Source organism: Streptomyces cavernae (assembly GCF_004023625.1).
Taxonomy (GTDB): Bacteria; Actinomycetota; Actinomycetes; order Streptomycetales; family Streptomycetaceae; genus Streptomyces; species Streptomyces cavernae.
Genome location: NZ_RPDJ01000032.1, coordinates 82,607 through 107,119 on the forward strand (window position 1 = coordinate 82,607; position 24,513 = coordinate 107,119).

The following is a 24,513-nucleotide window of genomic DNA, read 5'->3' on the forward strand; positions in this document are numbered from 1 at the left end:
AGCCGCCGGGAGGCCCGATGTCCACCCCGTCCACCCCGTCCACCCCGTCCACCCCGTCCGCCCAAGCCAGCAGCCCATCCAGCCAGCCGGCCCCCTGCAGCCCATCCAGCCCGCCCACCCCTTGGAGCTGCCCGACAGCCCCATCCAGCCCATCCGGCCCATCCGGCCCGTCCAGCCCGTCCAGCCCGTCCAGACGTGCCGTCCTCGCCACCGGCTCCGCCCTCGGCGGGACGCTGATCGCCGGTGGGCTCGCCGCCCCCGCCGCGGCCGCGGCGGCACCGGACGAAGCCGGCCTCCTCGGGCGTCCGGATCCCTGGCGGACCGTACTCGACGACGCGGACATGGTCTGGCAGAAGCTGCCGAAGACCTGGTACGAGGGCCCGTACCTCGGCAACGGATTCCTCGGCTCCGGGATCTACGCCGAGCCGGCCGACGACACCGGCGCCGTCCGGGCGATCCGTTTCAACGTCCAGCACTCCGAAGTTCAGGACCACCGGCCGGAGTTCGGCTCGCTCTTCGGTCTGGCCCGGCTGCCGATCGGTCACTTCACGCTGGAGCCGGTGGGCACGATCACCGGGCTGGACTGGCGGCTCGGGCTGCGGAACGCGGAGCTGACCGGCACCCTCACCACCGACAAGGGCACCCTCTCGATCCGTGCTCTGGTGCACACCTCCCGCTCCGTGCTCGCCGTCGAGGTGACGCCGAGCGCGGGTGAGCGCGGTTTCAAGTGGGTGTTCCACCCCGCCGTCGCGATCAGCCCGCGCGCCGACTTCCGTCCGCTGCCGGACGGCTACCAGGCCAACCCGCCGGCGCGGGTCGAGAAGCACGACGGCGTGTCCGCGGCCGTCCAGCCGCTGCTGGCGGGGGGCGAGCACGTCACCGCTTGGCGCGAGCGCGCACGGGGTTCCGTACGGACGCTGTACGCGCACGTGGCCCACTCGTATCCGCGGAGCACCGCCCGCGACCGCGCGCTGAAGACGATCCGCACCACATCGGCGCTGCCGTACGACGGGCTGGCGTTAACACACCGGGCGTGGTGGGACGGCTTCTACCGGAAGAGCTTCCTGTCGCTGCCCGACGCCCGCATGCAGCGCTTCTACTGGATCCAGCTGTACAAGCTGGCCTCCGCGGCCCGCCGTGACGCCCCCGTGATGGCCACCTTCGGACCCTGGCTGGAGTCCACCCCGTGGCCCAACACCTGGTGGAACCTCAACGCGCAACTGGAGTACTGGCTGATCCACGGCTCCAACCACCTCGAACTCGACGCGATCACCAGGGCGTTGAGCGAGTTCCGGGACAATCTGGCGAAGGAGACACCGCAACCGTACCGCGGTGACTCGCTCGGTATCCCGCGCACGACGGACCCGCAGCTGATCAACGGCGCGCAGAGCCCCGTCATGGGCTACGGCGTCGGCATACCGGGTCAGAACCCGCCCGTCCCCGAGGTCGGCAATCTGGCCTGGGCGCTGCACAACGTGTGGTTGAGCTACCGCCACACCATGGACAGGTCGATCCTGCGCGACGTCCTCTTCCCCCTCCTGCGCAAGGCGATCAACTACTACCTGCACTTCCTTCAGCCGGGCCCGGACGGCAAACTGCACCTGCCGGCCACCTTCTCGCCCGAGTACGGCGTCGACTCCCGCGACTGCAACTACGACCTGATGCTGCTCACCTGGGGCTGCAAGACGCTGCTGGAGACCGCCGAACTCCTCGGCATCGACGACGACCTGGCCCCGCGCTGGCGCGAGGTGCTGGCCAAGCGGGTGGCGTACCCGACCGACGCCAACGGCTACATGATCGGCGCGGACGTCCCCTTCGCCAAGTCGCACCGGCACTACTCGCATCTGCTGGCCGTCTACCCGCTGTACGAGGTCACCGGCCGCACCCCGGACGAACGGGCCCTGATCGAGAAGTCGTTGGCGCACTGGGTCGGCTTCGAGGGCGCCCTGCAGGGTTACACCTTCACCGGCGCGGCCTCGATATCGGCACTGCTGGGCAAGGGCGAGGACGCGCTGAAGTACCTCAACGAGCTGATGACGCGGTTCATCCTGCCCAACACCATGTACAAGGAGACCGGTCCGGTCATCGAGACCCCGCTGTCCGCCTCGCAGTCCCTGCACGACATGGTCTGCCAGTCCTGGGGCGGCATCGTGCGTGTCTTCCCCGCGCTGCCCGCCGCGTGGGCGGATCTGACGGTCCACAACTTCCGTACGGAGGGCGCCTTCCTGCTGAGCGCGGTGCGCGAGGGTGGGGTGACCCGCTGGGTGCGACTGGTGAGCGAGGCGGGCGCCCCGTGCGTCGTACGGCACGGGATGGCGGGGCCCGTCGACGTACGGGACGGTCTGGGGCGCCGGCTGCGGCACGAGACGGTCGACGACGGGACGATCCGAGTCGCCCTGCGCAAGGGCGAGTCGGCGCTGATCACCGCCAGGGGCGACCGCCCGGATCTGCGCATCGCGCCGGTCAGGCCGAACGGGCCGGCACCTCGCTGGGGGCTGCCCGCGACGTGACGCCGTGGTGCCGGGCCCGAGTGCGGTCGGGCCGGCTCTCCCACGTCTCCAGGTGCCGCAGGGCGTAGGACCGCCAGGGCCGCCAGGAGTCGGGGGCTCCTTCGCCGGGCGGGGCGACGTCGGGGTCGCCGAGGGCGCGGGTGCGGATGGCGGCGGCCGTGGCACCGTCCATGCCCGGCAGGGCGAGCAGCGCGGTGTGCGCCGCGTCGCGGTCGGCGCCGGGGTCGAGGCGGACCGCGCCGTCGGCGAGGGCGGTGGCCAGGGCGCCGAGCGGACCGCCCTCGGCCCCGGCGAGCACGGCCGGCTCCGGGAAGAGACGCGTCAGGCTCCCCCACGGCGCGTCTAGCGTCTTGCCGTAGGACCGCACGAGCCGCCCCGCCTCCTCCGGCCCGACGAGTGCGCGGACGGCGAACTCCTCCGGGTCGGCGGCCCCCGGCGAGCGCAGCCCGGGCCGGGCGGACACGAGCGGCGCGAGCCGCGGATCGGCACCGAGCCGCTCGTCGACGGAGTAGGGATCGGCATCGAGGTCGAAGAGCCGCCGCAGCCGCTGCACGGCGGAGGTGAGGTCACGGGGGTCGCAGATGTGCAGCCGGGCGTCGAGCCAGCCGCCGGAGGGGCCGCTCCCGGTGCGCGGCGCCCGCTCCTCGACGGCGGCGACGCCGGTCCCGTACGGCAGCCGAAGGGTGCGGCGGTACGTACGGTTGCCGCGCTCACCCGTCAACTCCTCGACGCCGGGGACCGCCTCCCGCGCCAGCAGGTCGAAGACGGCACCCGCCTGGTACGGGCCCCGGTACGCCAGGCGCAGCGGGATGCCCGTGAACGGGGCGGAGGTCGTGGCGGTGGATGCCGCGGCCGGGGTACGGCGAGGGGCCGCGGCCCGCAGTTCGCTGGGGGTGGCCGCGTACACCGCCCTGATGGTGTCGTTGAACTGGCGCACGCTGGCGAATCCGGCCGCGAAGGCGATCTCGGTGATCGGCAGGTCCGTGGTCTGCAGCAGCACTCGGGCGGTGTGCGCGCGCTGGGCTCGGGCCAGAGCGACGGGACCCGCCCCGACCTCCGCGGTGAGTTGCCGCTGGACCTGGCGCGCGCTGTAACCGAGCCGCAGCGCGAGCCCGGCGACGCCCTCGCGGTCGACGACGCCGTCGCCGATCAGCCGCATCGCGCGGCCCACGACGTCGGCGCGCACATTCCACTCGGCGGAGCCGGGCACCGCGTCCGGACGGCAGCGGCGGCAGGCCCGGAAGCCGCCGCCCTGGGCGGCGGCCGCGGTGGCGAAGAAGCGGACGTTCCGCCGCCGGGGGGTCACCGCCGGGCAGCTCGGCCGGCAGTAGATCCCGGTGGTCCGCACGCCGAAGAAGAACTCCCCGTCGAACCGGGAGTCCCTGCTGCGCACGGCCTCGTACCTGGTGTCCTCGTCCATCACGGTTCCAGTGTGCGCCGGGGGCGGGGGCCGGTCTGGCGGGAATCGGACATGACGGTGGGCGGGAACACCAGGCGCGGCGAGGCGCCGGGAGATCGGCCGCCACCTACCGGCGACCGCTGCCCGTCGGCGTACCCACCGAACCCACCGGCAGACGCCCGCCCAACGCCGAACCCACCGGCAGACGCCCACCCGACGCCGAACCCACCGGCAGCCCCTGCCCGCCGCCGGACCCACCTGGCGCCGCCTGCCCATCGGCGTGCATCGGCCGCCGCCGGACGCCACCGCGCCGATGGCATCCAAGACGCACGCCGAACCCACGAACCCACGGGCAGGCGCCCGCCCGACACCGACCCACCGGCAGGCGCCCACCCGACGCCGAACCCACCGGCAGCCCCTGCCCCCCGCCGGACCCACCTGGCGCCGGGTGCCCATGGCGTGGATCGGCCGCCGCCGGACCTACCGGTGGCGTCCGCGTTTCGCCTCCATCGCGGCGCGCCCCTCCGCCCCCCTCCGCTTCCATTCGCGTCGCAGCTCCGCCCGAAGCCTCGCGTCCGTCTTGGCGACGATGTACTGGTTCTCCCGGAGCAGCTTGCGATAGCTGTCCAGACGGCGTTCGGGCAGCGTGCCGGCCGCCACGGCGGCGAGGACCGCGCAGTCGGGTTCGGTGGTGTGGGCGCAGTCCTGGAAGCGGCAGTCGGCGGCGAGCTCCTCGATCTCCGAGAAGACCTGGCCCACTCCGGACTCGGCGTCCCACAGGCCCACGCCACGCAGTCCGGGCGTGTCGATGAGCACTCCCCCACCCGGCATGACGAGCAGGTTCCGGGTGGTGGTGGTGTGCCGGCCCTTGCCGTCCACGTCGCGTGTGGCCTGCACGGTCATCACCTCCTCGCCGAGCAGGGCGTTGGCGAGCGTGGACTTCCCGGCGCCGGACTGTCCGAGGAGTACGGACGTGCCGCCGGAGACGACGGCGGTGAGGACGTCGATGCCGTCGCCGAGGCTGGAGCTGACCGCTAGGACCTGCGCCCCGGGCGCCGTCGTCTCCACGTCCTGCACCAGGTGTGCGAGGGTCACCGGGTCCGGTACCAGATCGGACTTGGTCAGCACGACCAATGGCTGGGCGCCCGATTCCCAGGCGAGCGCGAGGAACCGTTCGATGCGTCCGAGGTCGAGTTCCACGGCGAGCGACACCGCGACGATCGCGAAGTCGACGTTGGCCGCGAGGATCTGTCCCTCGGAACGCTTGGACGAGGTGGAGCGCACGAAGGCGGTGCGGCGGGGCAGATACGTCCGCACATACCGGGGGTTGCCGGTGGGTTCGACGGCGACCCAGTCGCCGGTGCACACCACCCGTAGGGGGTCGTGCGGGGTGACGAACGCGGTGTCGGCCCGGATGACGCCGTCGGCGGTGACGACGTCGCACTGTCCGCGGTCCACGCGGACGACCCGACCGGGCAGCAGCCCCTCCGCCACATGGGGGGCGAACTCGTGCGCCCACGCGTCGTCCCAGCCGTAGGCGGCGAGGGGTTGTGCGGAAGCGGCAGGATCAGCGGCACCGCTGGAAGCAGCGGAAGAATCACAGGCATCGGAAGGAGCATCGGCAGCCGAAGCTGCGGAGGAGAAAGACAAGGGAAGTCAGGCCCTTCGAGGATGTGGCCTGGCGCGGCGAAAGGTCAGCCGCCGGCCACAGAGGTGGATGAGATGGGCTTCGGAGCGCGCGCAGCACTCAGCGAGACGACAGCCATCGGTCACACCTCCCTGCTTCTGATACTCGGCGACAGCGGCGGGCCCGGCAGCACCGGACCCGCACGATCGGCGCCCACTGTAGACGGGGACCACGCACCCCGCCACCGAATTACGGGGCACCTGACTTCGTGATCCCGTGTCGGGCCCGGCTGTGTTGAAATCGCGGCGCCGCGAGCACTGACCTCTACGACGAACGCCCCGCGGAAGGGGATCTTGACGACCAGCCCCTCCCTGGTTCCTGCCCTTCGCGGGCGCCTACTACAAGCTCAAGGACCTCATCAAGTAGGCGTGAGACAGGGACTGAACCGATGGGCGGGTGGGTGGATGACGGCCCCACTCGCACCCCTGGTCGTACGTCCCACCGGATCGCACCCGGTCGGCGCGGCACCCCTAGGCGCAGCCCTTCCCGTTCAGCGTGAACCCGTAGGGGGCCGCGTTGCCGTTGTTCTTGGAGGCGAGGAAGCCGACCTCCACCGAACCGCCCGCGGCGACCCTCCGGTTGTAGTCGGCCGCGGACGCCGTGACCGTGCCGCCGCTCTGTCTGAAGTCGGCGTTCCAGATCTGCTGGACCTGCTGGCCGTTGCGGAACTTCCAGGTCAGGCGCCAGTCCGTCAGGGCTTGTCGGGAGGTGAAGGTGATCGTGCCCTGGAAGCCGTCCGGCCATTCGTTGACCAGCTTGTACTGGGCGCTGCACTGGGACCGTTGCGGCTTCTCGTCGCCGCTCCCTGTCTCGCCGTCCTCGGGCTCGTCGACGGAGGTGGAGGACTTGCCCTGCGCCTCCGGACCGGGATCGGAGTCGGCGGGCTCGACACGGGCCGTGGCCGGCGGCTTCAGCGTCGGGGTCGGTATCGCCCCGGAGGAGCCGGAGCGTATGGGTGCCAGGTCGGAGGGGGAGTGCGCCGGGTCGGCGACCGTCTGCCTTCCCGCGGGCTCGTCGGAGCCGCTGAACGGCGCCAGCGACACCGCGAGCGCCAGACCGGACACGACCGCCGCGCCGGCCAGGATCCCGGCCCGGTTGATCCGCCCGGAGGGCTTCCGCTCCGGGCCACTGAAGCCACGGTCCCCGCCGCCGCCGGCGCGTCCACCGGACAGACCCGCGTCGACCGCGCGGTGCCGCCGCTCGAGGTAGGCGAGACCGCCCCAGCCGACCACCCCGCCGACGAGTGCCGCGGGCAGTCCGGCGCCGTGCAGTTGGAGGCAGCCGGCCGCCTCCGCGCACTCCACGCAATGGGCGAGGTGCCGGGACAGGTCCTCGGGTGTCTCGGCCCCGGAGGAGCGGGTCAACGCGTCCAGCAGCCGGGCGTACTTGCGGCACTCGGCGTCCAGCGGGGTGTCCAGGTGGTTGCGGTGGCAACGGTCCCGGAACACCGCGCGCACCTGGGCGAGTTCCTCCGCGGCCCCGGCGGGGTCGAGCCCGAGTCTGCGGGCGACGTCGGTCAGGGGCAGTGCCTCCACCTCGGTCCACCACAGCAGCGCCGCATCGGCCTCCTGCATGTCGCGCAGTCCGCGCAGCGCCAGCGGGCGTTGCAGCGGCGGTCCGGTGTAGCGGGCGGCCTTCTCGGAGTTGAGCCAGAGCCGCAGTTCGGGGTCGAGCCGGTGGCCGTGGCCACGGGACTCCCAGTCGGCGGCGGTGTTGCGGACCGACGAGAGCAGCAGCGGGATCATGGGCAGATGGGGGGTGCGGCGCCCGCGTTCGGGTTTCTCGGCCTCGAGCCGGGCGTCTTGTATCTCGACCATGCCGTGGGTGAACGCCTCGGTGGCCAGCTGCCTCGTGGCACCGGAACCGGCCGTGCACAGATCGGCGTACGAGAGAACCGCGTCCCAGCATTCGGAGAGCAGTGCTGCCTCGGCGGCGTTCTGAGGGGTCGGCAGGTCGGGCATGCAGGCTTCCTCACTGATGCGTCTTCGTCAACTTGCACATGTGACGCCCCCGTGTCCCCATACCCACGTATTCGGACTTACTCGTATTACTCGTACAAGCGAAGGTCAACTCGCCGTTTGATACGTGAGAGTTGGGGGTGGTCTCGCGACGGCCCCGAGCTTTTCACGGTTACAACACAACTGACAAGCCGTAACTTGAATCACGAATCACCGCGGTGGCACCGCCTGACACGGCGCTCGGCATGTTGTACGGACGGACGGCGGGAACGTATCGATTCCCGCCGGATTTTCCCGCCGACTTTTTATCCGGGGAACGCGCCCGCTTCGACCGGGGTCCTGTGAGCCGAAGGGGCGCGCCGGTTTCAGCCGGGGATCACGTCGGCGTGCTCCGCCGGGAGACTGTCCATGAAGGAGCTGACGGAGAAGACCGCGCGGCCGGGGCCGGGCGGGCCGTAGCCGGGCGGCGAGGAGAGACCGAAGTCCTCCATGGTGGCGCGGTAGGCCTCCAGCAGGCGGATGTGGTACTCCAGCGGGGCGCCCTGTGGGTTGGCCTTGCCGAGCGGGGTGGTCGGCTCCGGGCACCAGGTGGTGAAGCGGGGTGTGATGCCGTGCGACATGAAGAAGCGCAGCCCCTCCGTGGTCGAGGCGATGGCCTCGTCGACCGTGGTGAACCCGAAGGGCTCGGCCATCTCCACGCCCGCCACGAAGTTGGGGATCACATTGCGCGCGCCGAAGACCTCCGCCGAGTCCAGGATGCGCCGGTGCCACTCGTCACGGCCGACGTAACGCTCCTTGCCGGGGCAGTACAGCTCGAACAACCGCCGGTCCCAGACCTCGTAGTTGGGGTGGTAGATCTGCACCCCGTAGTCCTTGAACCGTTGCACGTCGTCACGGGGCAGCGCCTGCGCGACGACCTTGCCGATCCAGCGGCCGGGGAAGCGCTCCTCGATGGCCCGGGCGTAGTGCCCGTAGAAGTCGGCCTCGTCGCGTCCGGCGACCTTGGAGGTGATCGCGCCTCCGGTGAGGGTGTACGCGGTGGACGTCTTCGCGGTGTCGTACCGGTCGATGATCTCCAGCGCCTCCAGGACCTCCTCGACGTCCTTCACACCGGTGTAAGGCCGCCCGGCCGCCTTGTGCTGGCGCCAGTTGTGGTTGATGTCGCAGTACTGGCACTCCTCCTTGGCGCCGAAGTACTGGCAGACCCGGAAGACGGTGAGGTAGATCAGGTAGCCCCACTGGATGGTCGGGGCCACCTCCATCACGGACTTCCCGTTGGAGAGGGTGTGCCGGTAGTACTCGGGCATCGGTGGTACGCCGACGTCGGCGATGCGCGTGCCGTCGAGGTAGAGCCCGAGCATGCCCTCCTCGTCGGCCGCGACGCGGTAGGGCGAGGACGGGTTCACGCGCACCGACACGACGGTCCGGCGCAGGTCGTAGGGCCCACCGGTGAGGATGATCTCCTCGGGCGGACGCCGGAGAGCGGCCTCCCCGAGTTCGGGCAGGGTGCCGTGGTCGAAGGAGAAGATGAAGTACGACTTGGGTTTGACGTCGCCTTTCTCGTTGTCGCTCAGGGCGGACTGGTCGAAGGCCACGCCTCCCCGGAGCAGGTCCTCCTTGAAGACGGCTTCCCTCGGCACGTGCGGGAAGCGCTCCATCAGATCCTCGACCAGCGCGGTGCGGCTGCCCATCCCGTTCTCCTCGCTCCCGACTCGCTTCGGCCGACTCGCCTGCGGACCGAGTCGTCGACTCTCCACCGTATGTCCCCGCCCGGCACTCGGCCGTGCCGGGTCCCTGCGCGCCGCGCGGTGTGCTCCGCCGGCACGGTGCCTGCCCGGCGGCACCGTGCCCCGGTGCGGCGATGGACCGGGCACCGGTGCGCCCTCGGATCACGGTCAGCGAGAGCTGCCGGCGCAGAGGCCGAGCCCCGCGTGGCGGGTCGCGCGGGGTCGCCCCCCGGCAGTACGCCGGGACGCCTGCTCGGGCACCCGCTGCTGCGCCGGAATGCTGTGCCGGAATGCTGTGCCGGCGGACTGGCCGCCTACGCCGACCACGCGGACCCGGCCGACGGGACCGCTCACACCGACCACGCATGCCCGGCGGACTGGCCGCTCACACCGACCAGCGGACCCTTGCCGACTGGCCACTCACACCGACCCCACACGGCCCCCGAGGTCCGGGCCCCGGCCGCGCGCGATCCGGAGACCGGGCCGTCGGCCGTGGACCGGCTCACCCCCGGGCCCCGGACCCGGACCCCTCCGTGCGGACCGCACCCGCAAGCCACCCCAGGATTCAGCGGCCCGGCCGACGGAACTCCTCGACGACGAGGAGCCGGCGCACGCCGCGGCCCCGCACCCGGCGCCGGACGCGGACACGATCCGCCGGCCGGTGACGCCGGACGGCCTCGGCCCGCCCCGGTCGGCGGCGTAGCGGAACTGCTCACGTCACGCCATGCGCTCCCAGGCGCCGGCGTCGACGGTGTGCTCGAGCCGCCGTCCCGCCGCGAGCCGTTCGGCCTCCTCGGCGACCGTGCGGCCGAGCCGGGCGAGTTCGTTGCCCTGCGAGCCGGCGAGGTGCGGGGTGATGAAGGCATTGGGGAGGTCGAAGAGGGGCGAGTCGGCGGGCAGGGGTTCGGGGTCCGTGACGTCGAGGATCGCGCTCAGCCGCCCGGTGCGCAGTTCGTCGGTGAGCGCTTCGTGGTCCACCAGGGCGCCGCGCGCGGTGTTGATGAGGACCGCTCCGGTGGGCATCAGGGCCAGTTCCCGGCGACCGACGAGACGCAGGGTCTCGGGGGTCTGCGGGGCGTGGACGGTGACGATGTCGCAGGTGCGCAGGAGTTCGTCGAGCGGCAGCAGCTGTACGCCGAGCGCGGTCGCCTCGGACTCGTCGACGTAGGGGTCGAAGAGGGCCGGTTCCAGGTCGAAGGGGCGGAGCAGTTCGATCAGTCGGCGGCCGATGCGGGAGGCGCCGATGATGCCGACCCGGCGGCCGTAGTTGCCGACGCCGTCAGTGATGCCCCAGCCGGGGTGGCGCCGTTCGGTGCGCAGGCGCTCGCGGCGGGCGAAGATGTCCTTGCCCGCGAGCAGGATCATGGCGAGCGTGTACTCGGCGACGGGCAGCGCGTTGACGTCGGCCGCCGAGGACACGGTGATGCCGCGGTCGAAGACGGCGGGGGTGAGGAAGCCCTTGACCGAGCCGGCGGAGTGCAGCACCGCGCGCAGCTTGGGCGCCGCGTCGAGGACCTCCGCGTCCAGCCGCGGGCAGCCCCATCCGGTGACGAGGACCTCCGCCGCGGCGAGCACCTCCCGTACCCGGGGGGCGGTGAAGTCCTCGGCCACCAGGGCGGGATCGATGTCCACGGCGCCCCGCAGCCGCTCCAGCACCCCGGGCGGGAAGATCCGGGGCACGAACGCCGGGGTGGTCGCGAACAGTGCCAGGGGACGTTCGGACAACGAAGTGGCCTTCCGGCTCGGCGAATTGGATATAGCAAACGGTTTCTACGCTAGGTGCGGCCGGGTGAGCAGGTCAATGCGGTGGCGCACGCGGCGGGAGCGGGCGCCGAGCGATAGAGGAACATGAGACGCGCCGGGTGACCACATCCTGAGGAGGGGCGGCGGGGATGACGACGAGTCCCATCACCAACTGGGCGGGCAACATAACCTACGCGGCGAAGGAGCTGCACCGGCCGCACTCGCAGGACGCCCTGCGGGCGCTGGTCGCGGACAGCGAGAAGGTGCGCGTGCTCGGCAGCGGGCACTCGTTCAACACCCTCGCGGACAGCGAAGGCATGCTGGTGTCGCTGAGCGGGCTGCCGCCCGTCATCGACGTGGACACCGCGGCCCGCACCGTGCGGGTCGCGGGCGGCGTCCGTTACGCCGAACTCGCCCGGCGGGTGCACGAGCACGGTCTGGCGCTGCACAACATGGCATCGCTGCCGCACATCTCCGTGGCGGGTTCGGTGGCCACCGGCACGCATGGTTCCGGGCTCGCCAACGGCTCACTGGCCTCCGCCGTACGGGAGGTCGAACTGGTCACCGCGGACGGGTCCCTCACGGTCATCGGCCGCGACGACCCGCGTTTCGACGGCGCGGTCACCTCCCTCGGCGCCCTCGGCGTGGTCACGGCGCTCACCCTCGACCTGGTCCCCCACTTCGAGGTCGCCCAGCACGTGCACCTGGGACTGCCGCTCGCCGACCTCGACTTCGAGACGGTGGCCGGGCTCGCGTACAGCGTCAGCCTGTTCACGGACTGGCGCGCCCCGCGCTTCACCCAGGTCTGGCTGAAGCGCCGCACCGACCGGCCCGTGCCCGCCTTCCCCCGGGCCCCGGCCGCCACCGAGCCGGTGCACCCGGTGCCGGGGATGCCCGCGGTCAACTGCACCGAGCAGCTCGGCACGCCCGGCCCCTGGCACGAGCGGCTGCCCCACTTCCGCGCCGAGTTCATGCCGAGCAGCGGCGCGGAGCTCCAGTCGGAGTACCTGCTGCCGCGCCCGTACGCCATGGAGGCCCTGCGGGCGCTGGACGGGATCCGGGAGAGGATCGCTCCCGTTCTGCGGGTCTGCGAGGTCCGCACCGTCGCCGCCGACGCGCAGTGGCTGAGCCCGGCGTACGGCCGCGACAGTGTCGCCTTCCACTTCACCTGGATCGAGGACGCGGCGGCCGTCCTGCCGGTCGTACGGCTCGTCGAGGCGGCCCTGGCCCCGTTCGATCCGCGTCCGCACTGGGGCAAGGTGTTCGCCGTCCCGCTCGCGGACCTGCGCGAGCGGTATCCGCTGGCCGCCGCCTTCTCGGCGCTGGTGGCGGAGGTCGACCCGGCCGGTACCTTCACAAACGCTTTCCTGGGGGACTTTCTCCAGCCCCTTTCCTAACCCCTTGTCGAAAGTCTTTCCAGGCCATAGCCTTGCGCCTCGCCAGGGCCCGACGCCCGTGCCCGGACCCGGCCGACCAGCGACCGGAGCCGGGACGACCCGTGCCACGGGCCGCACCGTCGGCCGTGTCACCGGTCGGCGGCGGGCCGAAGGGACGATGGGGAGACTCCGGTGATGAAGCGCACATCACGCGACATCCGCACCGCGAACCGATATGAGGTGCTTCGTCAGATCATCGCCGAGTCTCCCACATCACGCCAGGAGCTGGCGGCCGCGACCGGGCTGAGCCTGGCCACGGTCGCCACCCTCGTGGGCGAGCTGCTCGAACTCGGGCTGCTGACGGAGGTCGGGTTCGAGGACTCGGCGGGCGGCCGGCCACGGGGCCTGGTGGCCGTCAACGCGTCGGGGGGCGCGTTGATCGGCGTCGACATAGCGGAGACCTATGTCCGGGTCGAGCTGTTCGACCTGGCGCTGGACGTGCTGGCCCGCGCGGACGAGGACGTGCGCCCCGGCGAGAGCCGTCCCGAGCAGGTGGTGGGCCATGTCGCGGCGGCCGTCGGCTCGGTCGTCGCCCAGGCCGGGGTCGAGGGCGCACGGGTCCTCGGCGTCGGCGTGAGCGTGCCCGGCCAGGTGGACCGCGAGAGCGGGATCTGCGAGTACGCGCCGAACTGGGACTGGCACGACGTGCCCCTGCTGGACATGCTCGCCGAGTACATCGCCTACCCGTTGCACCTGGACAATCCGCTGCGCGCCTGTGCGGTCGCCGAGCTGTGGTTCGGCGCCGCACGCGGCCGGGGGGACGCCGTGGTGGTGAACCTGGGCACCGGTGTCGGCGCCGGGCTGGCGCTCGGCGGCGGGCTGCACCGGGGCGTGAGCAACAGCGCCGGCGAGTGGGGGCACACCACGCTGGTGCTGGACGGCCGGCCGTGCCACTGCGGCAACCACGGGTGCGTGGAGACCTACGTGGGCGCGCCCGGGATCATGCTGAACCTGCGGGAGCTGGCCCCCGACAGCACCCTGCTGCACTCCGAGGACCAGACGGCCACCATCGACGCCCTGGCGCGCGGGGTCGCGGCCCAGGACGAGGTGGCGCTCACGGTGGTCCGGGACACCGCGCGGTATCTCGGCGCCGGCATCGCCGACCTGGTCAATCTGCTCAATCCCGAGGTGATCGTGCTGAGCAGCTGGGTCGCCGCCACGCTGGGCGAGCCACTGCTCGCCGAGGTGCGCGAGGCCGTCGCCCGGCACGCCCTGCACCGGCCGCTGGACGCCACCGAGATCGTCCTCTCCCCCATTCCCACCGACCCGGTGTGCCTGGGGGCCGCGACGTTCGCATTGGAGGGCGCCCTGTCGTCGGTGAGCCAGAAGCCCGGCAAGGCGTCCAAACCGGCCACGGGCCGAACCGCCGCGCTGCGCACCGGCCCCACCGCGAGGGGCGCCAAGTCCGCCCGGAGCCGTATCGCGCCGTCCCCGTGACCACGGACTTCGCGCCGTCGACCGTGCGCTGACAGACCTTCGATAACACACCGTCGGGGAATGCAGGCGGCCGTGCGGCGGCCCGCGCGTTTCCGTGCCCTCGCCACGGCACCCCACCCGCGTCCGGCATACCGAACGCCGTACAACGCTTCATGCAGACTTCGTCCAACCCCTTGCCGAAGCCTTAGCCGAAGGTTAACGTCCCGCACCGCAGCACCAATTGAGCCACCTCGCCGCTGAGCCGTGGAGCGGCAGCCGCACACTTCGAGACAAGGACGTCACCATGTCGGCAATGAACAGCAACTGGGACCGCCGTTCGATATTCCGGGCCGCCGCGGGACTGGCCGCCGCGGGCGCCCTGTCGGCGTGCGGCAGCAACACCGGCCGGCCGAGCGGTGGCGGCTCGGGCAAGCAGCTCACCCAGATGTTCCACGCGTACGGCGAGCAGGGCACCGAGCAGGCCATCAAGCGCTACGCGAAGGCCTACAAGGACGCCAATGTGACCACGCAGTGGATCACCAGCGCGGACTTCGAGAGCAAGCTCTTCTCGGCCCTGCTCACCGACAACGCGCCGGACCTCTTCGAGTTCCACCCGCAGATCCAGATGATCAAGAGCGGCCAGGTGGCGGACCTGACCGACATCATCGACCCGGTCAAGGACGACTTCAACCCGGCCGACATCAAGTCGCACACGGTCGACGGGAAGATCTACGGCGTCCGGATGATCGACGACCCGCAGTTCTTCTTCTACCGCAAGTCGATGCTGGAGAAGGCCAAGGTCGATGTGCCGACCACGCTCGACGAGCTGGCGGAGGCCGCGGAGAAGCTCACCACCGGCAAGGTCAAGGGCCTGTACATGGGCAACGACCTGCACTCGGTCATCAACCCCATGATCTGGTCCGCCGGCGCGGACACCCTCAACGAGAAGAACGAGATCGCCTACCACACGCCCGGCGTCATCGAGGGCATCAAGAAGATGCGCAAGCTGTTCACCAGCGGCAACCTTCTCCTCGGCGCCCCGACCGAGTCCTGGGACCCCTCCTCGCTCAACCAGGGCCTGTGCGCCATCCAGTTCTGCGGTATGTGGGCCATGCCGCAGATCCAGGACGCGCTCGGCGACGACTGGGGCGTCTTCCCGTTCCCGAAGACCATCGACTCCGGCAAGCAGTCGGTCTACAACGGCGGCTGGTCGATGTTCGTCAACGCCAAGGGCAAGAACGTCGAGGCGGCCAAGGAATACGTGAAGTGGCTGTGGATCGACCAGAAGGAGTACCAGGAGGACTGGGCCACCTCCTACGGCTTCCACATCCCGCCGCGCACCTCGCTCGCACAGTCCGCCACCAAGTTGAAGTCGGGCAACGCCGCTGAGGGCGTCAAGCTCTTCACCGAGTTCGGGCACTTCGACAACATCGGCTGGACCCAGGCGATGATCACCGCCCTCGAGGACGTCTTCGCCAACGCCGTCCGCAAGGACATGGACCCGGAGAAGGCTCTCGACAAGGCCGACGCGGCCGTCAACCGCGAGCTCAAGAAGCTGTTCGGATAGACCGCGGGACGGACCACGACATGTCGACGACCACGACGCGCGACCTCGCGCGCCCCGCCCCGGCGAAGGCCTCATCGGCCAAGCCGCGGCGGGGTCTGCGGGGCAGCCCCACGTTCAACTTCTGGCTCTTCACCGGGCCGTTCCTCATCGGTCTGGCGATCTTCGTCTACGCGCCGATCCTGTGGAGCCTGTGGCTCAGCTTCTTCGAGGCCCGCTTCACCGTCACACCCGACAAGTTCGTCGGGTTCGAGAACTACAAGTACATGCTGACGAACGAGGACTTCGTCGGCTCGCTCGTCACGTTCACCGTCTTCGCCGCGTTCATCGTGCCCACCACCTGGGCGCTCTCACTGGGCCTGGCCCTGCTGGTGAACCGGCTGCGCTTCATGCGGGCGTTCTTCCGTTCGGTCTTCTTCCTGCCGACCGCGGTGAGTTATGTGGCCGCCGCGCTGATCTGGAAGATGTCCATCTTCAGCGGCGTCCGCTTCGGCCTGATGAACACGGTCCTCGGCTGGTTCGGGATCGACAACATCGCCTGGCTGATCGACCCGAACCCGCCGTGGTACTGGCTGGTCATCGTGACCGCCCGACTGTGGCTGCAGTCCGGCTTCTACATGATCCTGTTCATCGCGGCGCTGCAGAACATCCCGGACGAGCTGTACGAGGCCGCCGCCATCGACGGCGCCAAGCCGGGCTGGCAGACCTTCCGGCACATCACCCTGCCGCAGTTGCGTGCCACGTCCACCGCGGTGATCCTGCTGCTGCTCGTCGCCGCGTATCAGGCCTTCGACGAGTTCTTCAACCTGCTGTCGAAGACCACGTGGGGCCGCCCGCCGCTGGTCGAGCTGTACTACAAGGCCCTGGGCGAGAGCCAGGACTACGGCGCCGGCAGCGCGGGAGCCCTCATCCTGACCGTGTTGATCTGTGCCGTGACCCTGCTCCAGGGCAAGATCATGGGCTTCGGAAGGGGGGACGAGTCCAAGTGACCACCACCATGCCCGAGGTGCGGAAATCCGCACCTTCTGCCGACAAGCCCGCGCGCGTCAGGCGCGGCGGCGGCGTGATGAGCTCCACCGGCCTCTACGTCGCCGTGGGCGTCGCCGCCTTCCTCTTCCTTGTCCCGTTCTACATCCTCGTCCGCAACGCCCTCTCCACCGACGCCGAGATCACCGGAGAGAACTGGAAGTTCTTCCCCACGGACATCCAGTGGGGCAACATCAGCGAGCTGTTCACCGACGAGACGGTCCCCTTCGCCCAGTCCCTGTGGAACTCGGCGGTCGTGGCCACCCTGCACACCGTCGGTGTCCTGTTCGTGTGCTCACTCGCCGGCTACGGGCTCGCCCGCATCCCGTACAAGCACGCGAACAAGGTCTTCTACGCGGTCCTGGGCACCCTGATGGTCCCGACCGCGGTGACCTTCGTACCGAGCTTCGTGCTGGTGTCGTCGCTCGGCTGGGTGGACACCTACCGGGGTCTCATCATTCCGGGGCTGTTCAGTGGTTTCACCTGCTTCCTGTTCCGGCAGTACTTCCTGGGGTTCCCCAAGGAGCTGGAGGAGGCGGCGCGCGTGGACGGACTGGGCTACTGGGGTGCGTACTGGCGCATCGTGGTGCCCAACTCGCTGAACTTCTTCGCGGCGATGGCGACCATCACCTTCATCGCCGGCTGGAACGCCTTCCTGTGGCCGCTGGTCATCGGCCAGGACCCGGGTTCCTGGACCGTCCAGGTCGCGCTCTCCAGCTACATGACCAACCAGACCGTCGTCTTCCATATGATCTTCATGGCCACGGCCGTGTCCATCCTGCCCCTGGTGTTCGTGTTCCTCTTCCTCCAGCGCTGGCTGGTGCAGGGCATCGCACAGACCGGCATCAAGGGCTGAGCTAGGAGACCGATGACTTTCCGCACCTCCCCTTCCGTCGACTACGTCGAGGACGTGTCCCCCGGCAGCGGGGCTCTGCCGCCACGTGCCTGGTATGCGTCCTCGGATGCCAGGTCCCTCTCGCTGAACGGCAGATGGCGCTTCCGGCTGTCGGCGACGGCTGACGCCGAGGACGAATCCTTCGCCGCGGAGGGCTACGACGCCGGACACTGGGCGGAGGTGGCGGTCCCCGGCCACTGGGTGCTCCAGGGCGACGGCGCCTTCGGGGGGCCCATCTACACCAACCACCTCTACCCGTTCCCGGTCGACCCGCCGCGCGTGCCGACCGAGAACCCGACCGGTGACCACCTACGGGTGTTCGACCTGCCGGAGGACTGGCCCGCCCTCGACGACGGGGGCGCGGTCCTGCGCTTCGACGGTGTCGAGTCCTGCGCCCGCGTCTGGCTCAACGGCACGGACCTCGGCGAGTTCAAGGGCTCCCGGCTGGCGCACGAGTTCGCGGTCGGGCAGCTGCTGAAGCCGTCCGGCAACGTGCTCGCGGTCCGGGTCCACCAGTGGTCGGCGGGCTCGTACCTGGAGGACCAGGACCAGTGGTGGCTGCCGGGCATCTTCCGGGACGTCACCCTGCTGCACCGCCCGGCGGGCAGCGCCATGGACTTCTTCGTGCACGCCTCCTACGACCATGTCGGCGGCACCGGCACCCTGCGCGTCGACGTGGATGGTGACCGTGCCGGGCGGGTGACCGTGCCCGAGCTGGACATCGATGTCTCCACCGGTGAGCCGGTCACCGTGCCCGTCGAGCCGTGGACGGCGGAGACGCCCCGGCTGTACGACGGGGTATTGGCCACGGAGGGCGAGCGGATCCCGCTGCGGATCGGCTTCAGGACCGTGGAGCTGGCGGACGGTCTGATCAAGGTCAACGGCAAGGCGGTCCTCTTCAAGGGCGTCAACCGGCACGAGTGGCACCCGGAGAAGGGCCGCGCGCTCGACCTCGCGACCATGCGTGAGGACGTGCTGCTGATGAAGCGGCACAACATCAACGCCGTCCGCACCTCGCACTACCCGCCGCACCCGGCCTTCCTGGACCTGTGCGACGAGTACGGGCTGTGGGTCATCGACGAGTGCGACCTGGAGACCCACGGTTTCGTCGAGCAGGACTGGCGCGACAACCCGGTCGACGACGACCGCTGGACGCCGGCGCTGCTGGACCGGGCGGCCCGGATGGTCGAGCGCGACAAGAACCACCCGTCCGTCGTGATCTGGTCCCTCGGCAACGAGGCCGGCACCGGCCGCGGGCTGACCGCGATGGCCGAGTGGATCCACGGCCGGGACGGCTCCCGGCTGGTGCACTACGAGGGCGACTGGAACTGCCGCGACACGGACATGTACTCGCGGATGTACCCGCCGCACGACGAGGTCGAGCGGATCGGCCTGGGCCTGGACGGTGGCACCCTGAAACGCCGTCAGCTGCCCCTTATCCTCTGCGAGTACGGGCACGCCATGGGCAACGGCCCCGGCGGCATCGCCGACTACCAGCGGATCTTCGAGTCGTACGACCGCATCCAGGGTGGCTTCATCTGGGAGTGGATCGACCACGGCATCAAGGACGCGCGGTACGGGTTCGCGTACGGCGGCGACTTCGGCGAGGAACTGCACGACGGGAACTTCGTCTGCGACGGACTGGTCTTCCCCGACCGCAGGCCGTCGCCGGGGCTGGACGAGTACAAGAAGGTGATCGAGCCGGTCCGGATCGAGGGCGAGGGCGAGGGCCCCGACGGGACCACGCTCCGGATCACCAACGGGTACGACTTCGCGGACCTCGGTCATCTCGCCTTCGAGTGGTCGTACCAGGTCGACGGGAAGACCGTCGAAGCGGGCGCGCTGTCGGTACCGGCACTCGCGCCCGGCGAGTCCGCCGAGGTGAAGCTCCCGTCGCCGCCCCCGGACGGCCGGGGCGCCGAGACACAGTGGACGGTCCGGGCGCTGCTGGCCGAGGACACCCCCTGGGGCCGCAAGGACCACCAGGTGGCCTGGGCCCAACTGCCCGCGGCGCAACGGCTGTCGGCGCGGGCGGCCACCGGGGACCGGCCGGTGCTCGGCGAGCGGCTGATCACCCTCGGCCCGGCCTCCTTCGACGCCCGGACCGGTGCGCTGAAGACCATCGGCGCCGTCGACGTCACCGGCCTGCGCCTGGACGTGTGGCGTGCCCCCACCGACAACGACGACGGCGCCCCCTGGCAGCCCGACGCACGCTACGGCCTGCTCTGGCGCAAGCTCGGCCTGCACCGGATGCGGCACCGCCTGGACGCCGTCGAGTTGACCGACGACGCGCTGACGGTACGCACCCGGGTGGCGCCCGCCGCGTGGGAGGTGGGCCTCAGCACGGTGTACCGCTGGACGTCCGACGGGACCCGGCTGCGGCTGACGGTGTCGGTGGCCCCGGAGGGCGACTGGACGCTGCCGCTGCCGCGGCTCGGCATCCGCTTCGGGCTCGCCGAGGCGGACCGGGTGAAGTGGTACGGCGGCGGCCCCGGCGAGGCGTACCCGGACACAAAGGCCGCGTCGATGCTGGGGCGCTGGGAGTCGTCGGTGGACGAGATGCAGACGCCGTACGTCCGGCCGCAGGAGAACGGCGCCCGCGCGGACGTGCGGTGGGCGGAGCTCGGCGGCCTGCGCGTCGAGGGCGAGCCCGCGTTCTGGCTCACCGCGCGGCGCTGGACCACCGAGCAGTTGGACGCCGCTGCGCACCTGACGGATCTGGTGCCCGGGGACACGGTGTGGGTCAACCTCGACCACGGGCAGCAGGGCATCGGATCGCAGTCGTGCGGTCCAGGCGCACTGCCGCAGTACCAACTGCGGGCGTGTCCCGCCGAGTTCTCCTTCACGTTCAACGCGACGGATGACTGACACAACGAACCCGACCGTGGCCGACCGGCTCTTCAGCCGGCCGGCCACGGTCGCGTCATGTGTGGCCTTCGTCCTCATCGGCATGCTCCAGGCGCTGTTCGGGCCTGCCGTGCCGGGGCTGCGCGAGGAGTTCGGCCTCTCCCCCGCGGGTGCCGGGCTCGGTCTGAGTCTGCACTTCGTGGGCGGGGTCGTCGGGGTACTGCTGTTCAACGCCATCCATGCGAGGATCAGCAACAGGGCGCTGCTGGCGGCGAGTTACGCCCTGATGGCGCTGGGTGCGGCGGGCTTCGCGCTGGCGCCGGGCTGGCCGCTCGCACTCGCCGCCGCCTTCCTCGGCGGGCTCGGTTTCGGCGGTATCGACTACGGCCTCAACCAGCTCTTCGCGGTCGGCTTCGGCGAGCGGTCCACCGCGATGCTCAACGTCCTCAACGCGCACTTCGGGATCGGTGCCGTGCTGGGGCCCGCGGTCGTAGCGTGGACGGGGCCCGGGCACTACGCGTACGCGTTCGGCGCGTGTGCGGTGCTCGCGGGGGCGCTGATCCTGTGCACGGGCGGTGTGCGGGACGAGTCGAAGAAGGACCCGCAGACAGCCGGGGCCGCCCGTGCTTCCCGCTCCTCGCTGGGCTTCTCCCGGATCCTCCTCGGCTTCCTCGTCCTCTACATCCTCAATGTGGGGGTGGAGGCGGGTGTCGGCGGCTGGGAGCCCACCCATCTGGAGACGGTCGGGTACGGCACGGCCGTCGCGGCCTCCGCGACCTCCGTGTACTGGCTGATGCTGACGGTCGGCCGCTTCCTCGTCGTCCCCCTCACCCTGCGGCACTCGCCCGAGCGCATCCTGACGGTGTGCGCGGCCGGGATGACGGCGTGCCTGCTGCTGGCGCTGGTGCCGGCCGCGGCCCCGTACGCGTACGCGGGTGTGGGGCTGTTCATCGCGCCGGTGTTCCCGACCGGACTGCCGTGGCTGAACCGGGCGTTGCCGGGCGCCGGGCGGGCGGGGGCCTGGGTGATCGCCGCGTCGATGATCGGCGGGGTGGCCGCTCCGCCGTTGCTCGGGACGGGTATCGAGGCGTCCGGGATCCGGGCGGTGCCCTGGCTCCTGACAATGTTGTCGGGGGCGAGCCTGCTGGTGACCGTGTGGCTGATCCGGCTGACCGGTGGGTGGGCGAGGGGTCGTGCGAATCACGCGTGCGAATTGGCAGGGAATTAGGGCAGGCTGAGGGGCGGCCACGCGCAGAGCGGCCGTTTTGAGGGAGATCCGGGTGAACACACACCCAGCTTCTGTACGTCCTGTACATTTTTCACGCCCGCTTGAAGGAGCGCCAGCCATGCAAGGGACGGGAGTTCGAGGTGAGCGGTGACACGCGGATAACCGGGGACATACAAGTACGTGCTCTGACCAAGACCTTCCGTACCACGACCCGTCGCCCCGGCGCCCTGGGCACGCTCCGTTCGCTGGTCAACCCGCTGTGGGTGACCAAGACCGCGGTGGAGGACGTCACGTTCTCCGTCGCGCCGGGCGAACTGCTGGCGCTGCTCGGTCCGAACGGCGCGGGCAAGTCGACCACCATCAAGATGCTCACCGGAATCCTGGTGCCCACCGCGGGCGAGGTGAGCGTGGCGGGCGTGGTGCCGTACCGGGAGCGGGAGCGCAACGCCCGCAACATCGGAGCGGTGTTCGGTCAGCGCACCCAACTGTGGTGGGACCTGCCGGCCCGAGAGTCGTTCGCGATCCTGCGCGACATCTACGGCGTGCCGGACGCCGAACACAAGGCGCGCCTCAGGGAGTTCGACGACCTGCTGGAACTCTCCTCCTTCTGGGACACCCGGGTGCGGCACCTGTCGCTGGGCCAGCGGGTGCGCTGCGATCTGGCCGCCGCACTGCTGCACGATCCGCCGGTGGTGTTCCTGGACGAGCCGACGATCGGCATGGACGTGGTGGTCAAGGAACAGGTGCGCGGCTTCCTGAAGCACCAGGTCGAGGAGCGCGGCAGGACGGTGCTGCTGACCACCCACGACATGACCGAGGTGAGCCGGCTCGCCGAGCGGGTGGTGCTCATCAACGACGGCCGGCTGGTGATGGACGGGACGCTGGAGGAAATCAAGCGGAAGTTCGGTGACACCTGGCTGGTGCGGGCGACGCTCGCCGATCCGGAGGCCGCGGTGTCGGCGCTGCCCGGGATCGCGGTGCTGCAACGGGAGGGGCCGAGGGTCGTGTTCGGGCCGGAGGGGTCCCATGCGCCCACCGTCCACCAGGCCCTCAAGCAGGTCATCGAACGGTACGAGGTCTCCGACATCGCCCTGGAGGAGGCCGACCTGGAGGATGTCATGCGTGCCGCCTACCAGGGCGCGGCACTGGAGGCGAGTGACGTCCTCGAGGAGAGCGCGGTGCGCGGCGGGGCCGGCTCATGACGGCCGTTCCCGGTGTCTGGCGCACCGCACGCATCACCCCGCTCGGCGAGCTGCTCACGCCACCGAGGATGACGGGTGTCGCGGTCCAGCTCGTCATCCAGACCGTGCTGGTCGTGGCGCTGTGGCGGGGACTGTACGCCGACACGGGTCCCACCACCGCCGGGCTGAGCCGTGAACAGGCCGTCACCTACGCCGTGTTGGCGGTGCTGGCCACCCGGCTGCGGGAGCTGGACCGGTACGCGGGCCGCGACACCGTGATGCAGCACATGCACTTCGGCACGATCGTGTACTGGTTCCTGCGTCCGGTCTCGCCGCGGCGGTACTACGCGCTGCGGGCGCTGGGCGACCAGTTGTACGGGCTGGCGTGGGCGGCGGCCGGCTACGCGGTGTGCCTGGCCGTGGGTGTGGTCCAGCCGCCGCACTCGGCGGGCGCGGCGGGGGCGTTCGCGCTGTCGCTGCTGCTCGGCCAGTGGGTCCTCTACTACATCATGCTGCTCATCGACCAGCTGTGCTTCTGGACCCTGCGCAACAGCGCGGCCATGTTGATCCTGATCTTCGCGCAGAATCTGCTCTCCGGGGTGTACGCGCCGCTGTGGTACTTCCCCGACTGGTTCGTCACGCTGAGCGCCTTCCTGCCCTTCCAGGCCACGCTCAACGTGCCGCTCTCGGTGTACGTGGGCCGTATCCCGCTCGCCGACGCGGGTCCCCAACTCGCCCTGCAGGCCGGGTGGGTGGTGCTGCTGGCGGTGGTGACCCGGCTGGTCTGGCACCGGGCCGCCCTACGTGTCGTGTCGCAGGGAGGCTGAGTCCATGGACCACAGGAGCGCTCCGTGGAACGCCGTGCGTGTCGCGTGGCGCATCACCAAGCTCAACTTCCGCGCACAGCTGGAGTACCGCGCCGAGTTCCTGTTGATGATCGCCATCGGGGCGATCTGGCAGGTGTCGGTGATCGTGTTCGCGACGGTGCTGCTGACCCGGTTCTCCGGGATGGGCGGCTGGGACAGCGCGGACGTGCTGCTGATCGCCGCGATGCGGATGATGGCGCACGGACTGTTCGTGCTGTTCCTCGGGCGGATGCACGCGCTGGCGTACCGGGTGCAGGAGGGTGTGATCGACGCCTTCCTGCTGCGGCCGATGCCGGTGCACCGGCAGGTGCAGCTCTCCTTCTTCCCGACCAACGCGATCGGTGACCTGACGGTGGCGGTGGCGCTGTTCATCGGCGCGCTCGTCCGCAGCTCGCAGGAGTGGACGGCCGGGCGGATCGCGTTCCTGATCGCCGGTGTGCTCGGCGGGATGCTCGTCGAGGCCGCGCTGTTCACGGCGATGGGGTCCGCGTCGCTGCGCTATCCGGCCGCGCAGTACTGGAGTCGCTGGCTGGAGGAGCTGCTGGGCACGTTCGGGTCGTATCCGCTGAACGTGCTGCCGAAGGCCCTGTCGTGGCTGCTGACGTTCGGGCTGCCGCTGGCGTTCGTGGCGTACTTCCCGGCCGGTGTGCTGACCGGGCACGGTTCGGCACTGGGTGTGCCGATGTGGCTGGCGGCGGCGTCGCCGCTGATCGGGCTCGGCCTGTACCTCCTGTCGCGGCTGCTGTGGTCGTGGAGCCTGAAGCACTACACGGGGGTGAACGGGTGACGGTCGCCGGACAGTAGGCGACAGGGCGGGGGTGGCCGGGCCGTGCGCACGACCACCCCCGCCGCACCGCGGTCGCACAATTGTTCGGCAACCGTCTCCGCGACGGAGCGCACACCGGAAGCGATAAGACGCCGTTCATGTTTTTATTGCGCATATCACCCCTTCCCTTCATACACGCGCACTTTGATCTAAATGTCCGGATAGTGCTATTCGAGCCTTATTCGCAAGGCCGGTGTTCCGGCA

At 70.6% G+C, this 24,513-nt stretch carries 16 protein-coding genes; 11 read left to right on the forward strand and 5 right to left on the reverse strand.

The genetic code is table 11. The annotated features are described in order from the left end of the window. The first annotated feature begins 17 nt into the window (after positions 1-17). On the forward strand, positions 18-2,510 hold the full coding sequence (locus EF387_RS34790) for a glycosyl hydrolase family 95 catalytic domain-containing protein (protein ID WP_238431860.1): 2,493 nt from the start codon (positions 18-20) through the stop codon (positions 2,508-2,510). On the opposite strand, the gene EF387_RS34795 is transcribed toward EF387_RS34790, so the two are convergent. The 5 genes from EF387_RS34795 to EF387_RS34820 form a co-directional block, all read right to left on the reverse strand. Then, complete coding sequence (locus tag EF387_RS34795; protein ID WP_128380641.1) at positions 2,464-3,930, reverse strand: AlkA N-terminal domain-containing protein; 1,467 nt, start codon at positions 3,928-3,930, stop codon at positions 2,464-2,466. The genes EF387_RS34790 and EF387_RS34795 overlap by 47 nt on opposite strands. Positions 3,931-4,389: 459 nt before the next feature. Further along, positions 4,390-5,403 (reverse strand): ribosome small subunit-dependent GTPase A, encoded by a 1,014-nt coding sequence (gene rsgA, locus EF387_RS34800; protein WP_238431871.1) that lies wholly within the window; start codon positions 5,401-5,403, stop codon positions 4,390-4,392. A gap of 663 nt (positions 5,404-6,066) precedes the next feature. Beyond that, complete coding sequence (locus EF387_RS34810) at positions 6,067-7,557, reverse strand: cellulose-binding domain-containing protein (RefSeq protein ID WP_128380586.1); 1,491 nt, start codon at positions 7,555-7,557, stop codon at positions 6,067-6,069. A gap of 362 nt (positions 7,558-7,919) precedes the next feature. Next, positions 7,920-9,245: a radical SAM protein gene (locus EF387_RS34815; protein WP_128380587.1), complete on the reverse strand. Its 1,326-nt coding sequence runs from the start codon at positions 9,243-9,245 to the stop codon at positions 7,920-7,922. A 753-nt stretch (positions 9,246-9,998) separates the two neighbouring features. After that, positions 9,999-11,006 (reverse strand): hydroxyacid dehydrogenase, encoded by a 1,008-nt coding sequence (locus EF387_RS34820; protein ID WP_128380588.1) that lies wholly within the window; start codon positions 11,004-11,006, stop codon positions 9,999-10,001. Positions 11,007-11,173: 167 nt separating this feature from the next. Between EF387_RS34820 and EF387_RS34825 the strand changes: the two genes are divergently transcribed. From EF387_RS34825 to EF387_RS34870, 10 genes are all read left to right on the forward strand, one after another. After that, the gene (locus EF387_RS34825; RefSeq protein WP_128380589.1) at positions 11,174-12,421 is read left to right on the forward strand and encodes an FAD-binding protein; all 1,248 of its coding nucleotides are present in this window, start codon (positions 11,174-11,176) and stop codon (positions 12,419-12,421) included. A gap of 174 nt (positions 12,422-12,595) precedes the next feature. Beyond that, the gene (locus EF387_RS34830) at positions 12,596-13,897 is read left to right on the forward strand and encodes an ROK family protein (RefSeq protein WP_238431861.1); all 1,302 of its coding nucleotides are present in this window, start codon (positions 12,596-12,598) and stop codon (positions 13,895-13,897) included. 283 nt (positions 13,898-14,180) lie between these two features. Next, positions 14,181-15,443: an ABC transporter substrate-binding protein gene (locus tag EF387_RS34835; protein ID WP_128380590.1), complete on the forward strand. Its 1,263-nt coding sequence runs from the start codon at positions 14,181-14,183 to the stop codon at positions 15,441-15,443. A gap of 20 nt (positions 15,444-15,463) precedes the next feature. Then, on the forward strand, positions 15,464-16,429 hold the full coding sequence (locus EF387_RS34840) for a carbohydrate ABC transporter permease (RefSeq protein ID WP_128380591.1): 966 nt from the start codon (positions 15,464-15,466) through the stop codon (positions 16,427-16,429). Further along, complete coding sequence (locus EF387_RS34845; protein ID WP_202918461.1) at positions 16,426-17,322, forward strand: carbohydrate ABC transporter permease; 897 nt, start codon at positions 16,426-16,428, stop codon at positions 17,320-17,322. The genes EF387_RS34840 and EF387_RS34845 overlap by 4 nt, the downstream gene beginning before the upstream one ends. Positions 17,323-17,334: 12 nt before the next feature. After that, on the forward strand, positions 17,335-20,229 hold the full coding sequence (locus EF387_RS34850; RefSeq protein WP_128380592.1) for a glycoside hydrolase family 2 TIM barrel-domain containing protein: 2,895 nt from the start codon (positions 17,335-17,337) through the stop codon (positions 20,227-20,229). Then, positions 20,222-21,436 (forward strand): MFS transporter, encoded by a 1,215-nt coding sequence (locus EF387_RS34855; RefSeq protein ID WP_128380593.1) that lies wholly within the window; start codon positions 20,222-20,224, stop codon positions 21,434-21,436. The genes EF387_RS34850 and EF387_RS34855 overlap by 8 nt, the downstream gene beginning before the upstream one ends. A gap of 158 nt (positions 21,437-21,594) precedes the next feature. Then, positions 21,595-22,638 (forward strand): ABC transporter ATP-binding protein, encoded by a 1,044-nt coding sequence (locus tag EF387_RS34860; RefSeq protein ID WP_128380643.1) that lies wholly within the window; start codon positions 21,595-21,597, stop codon positions 22,636-22,638. Then, positions 22,635-23,444: an ABC transporter permease gene (locus EF387_RS34865; RefSeq protein WP_128380594.1), complete on the forward strand. Its 810-nt coding sequence runs from the start codon at positions 22,635-22,637 to the stop codon at positions 23,442-23,444. The genes EF387_RS34860 and EF387_RS34865 overlap by 4 nt, the downstream gene beginning before the upstream one ends. Positions 23,445-23,448: 4 nt before the next feature. Then, entirely contained in the window at positions 23,449-24,270 is an 822-nt protein-coding gene (locus EF387_RS34870) for an ABC transporter permease (protein ID WP_128380595.1), read from the forward strand. Positions 24,271-24,513: the final 243 nt, after the last annotated feature.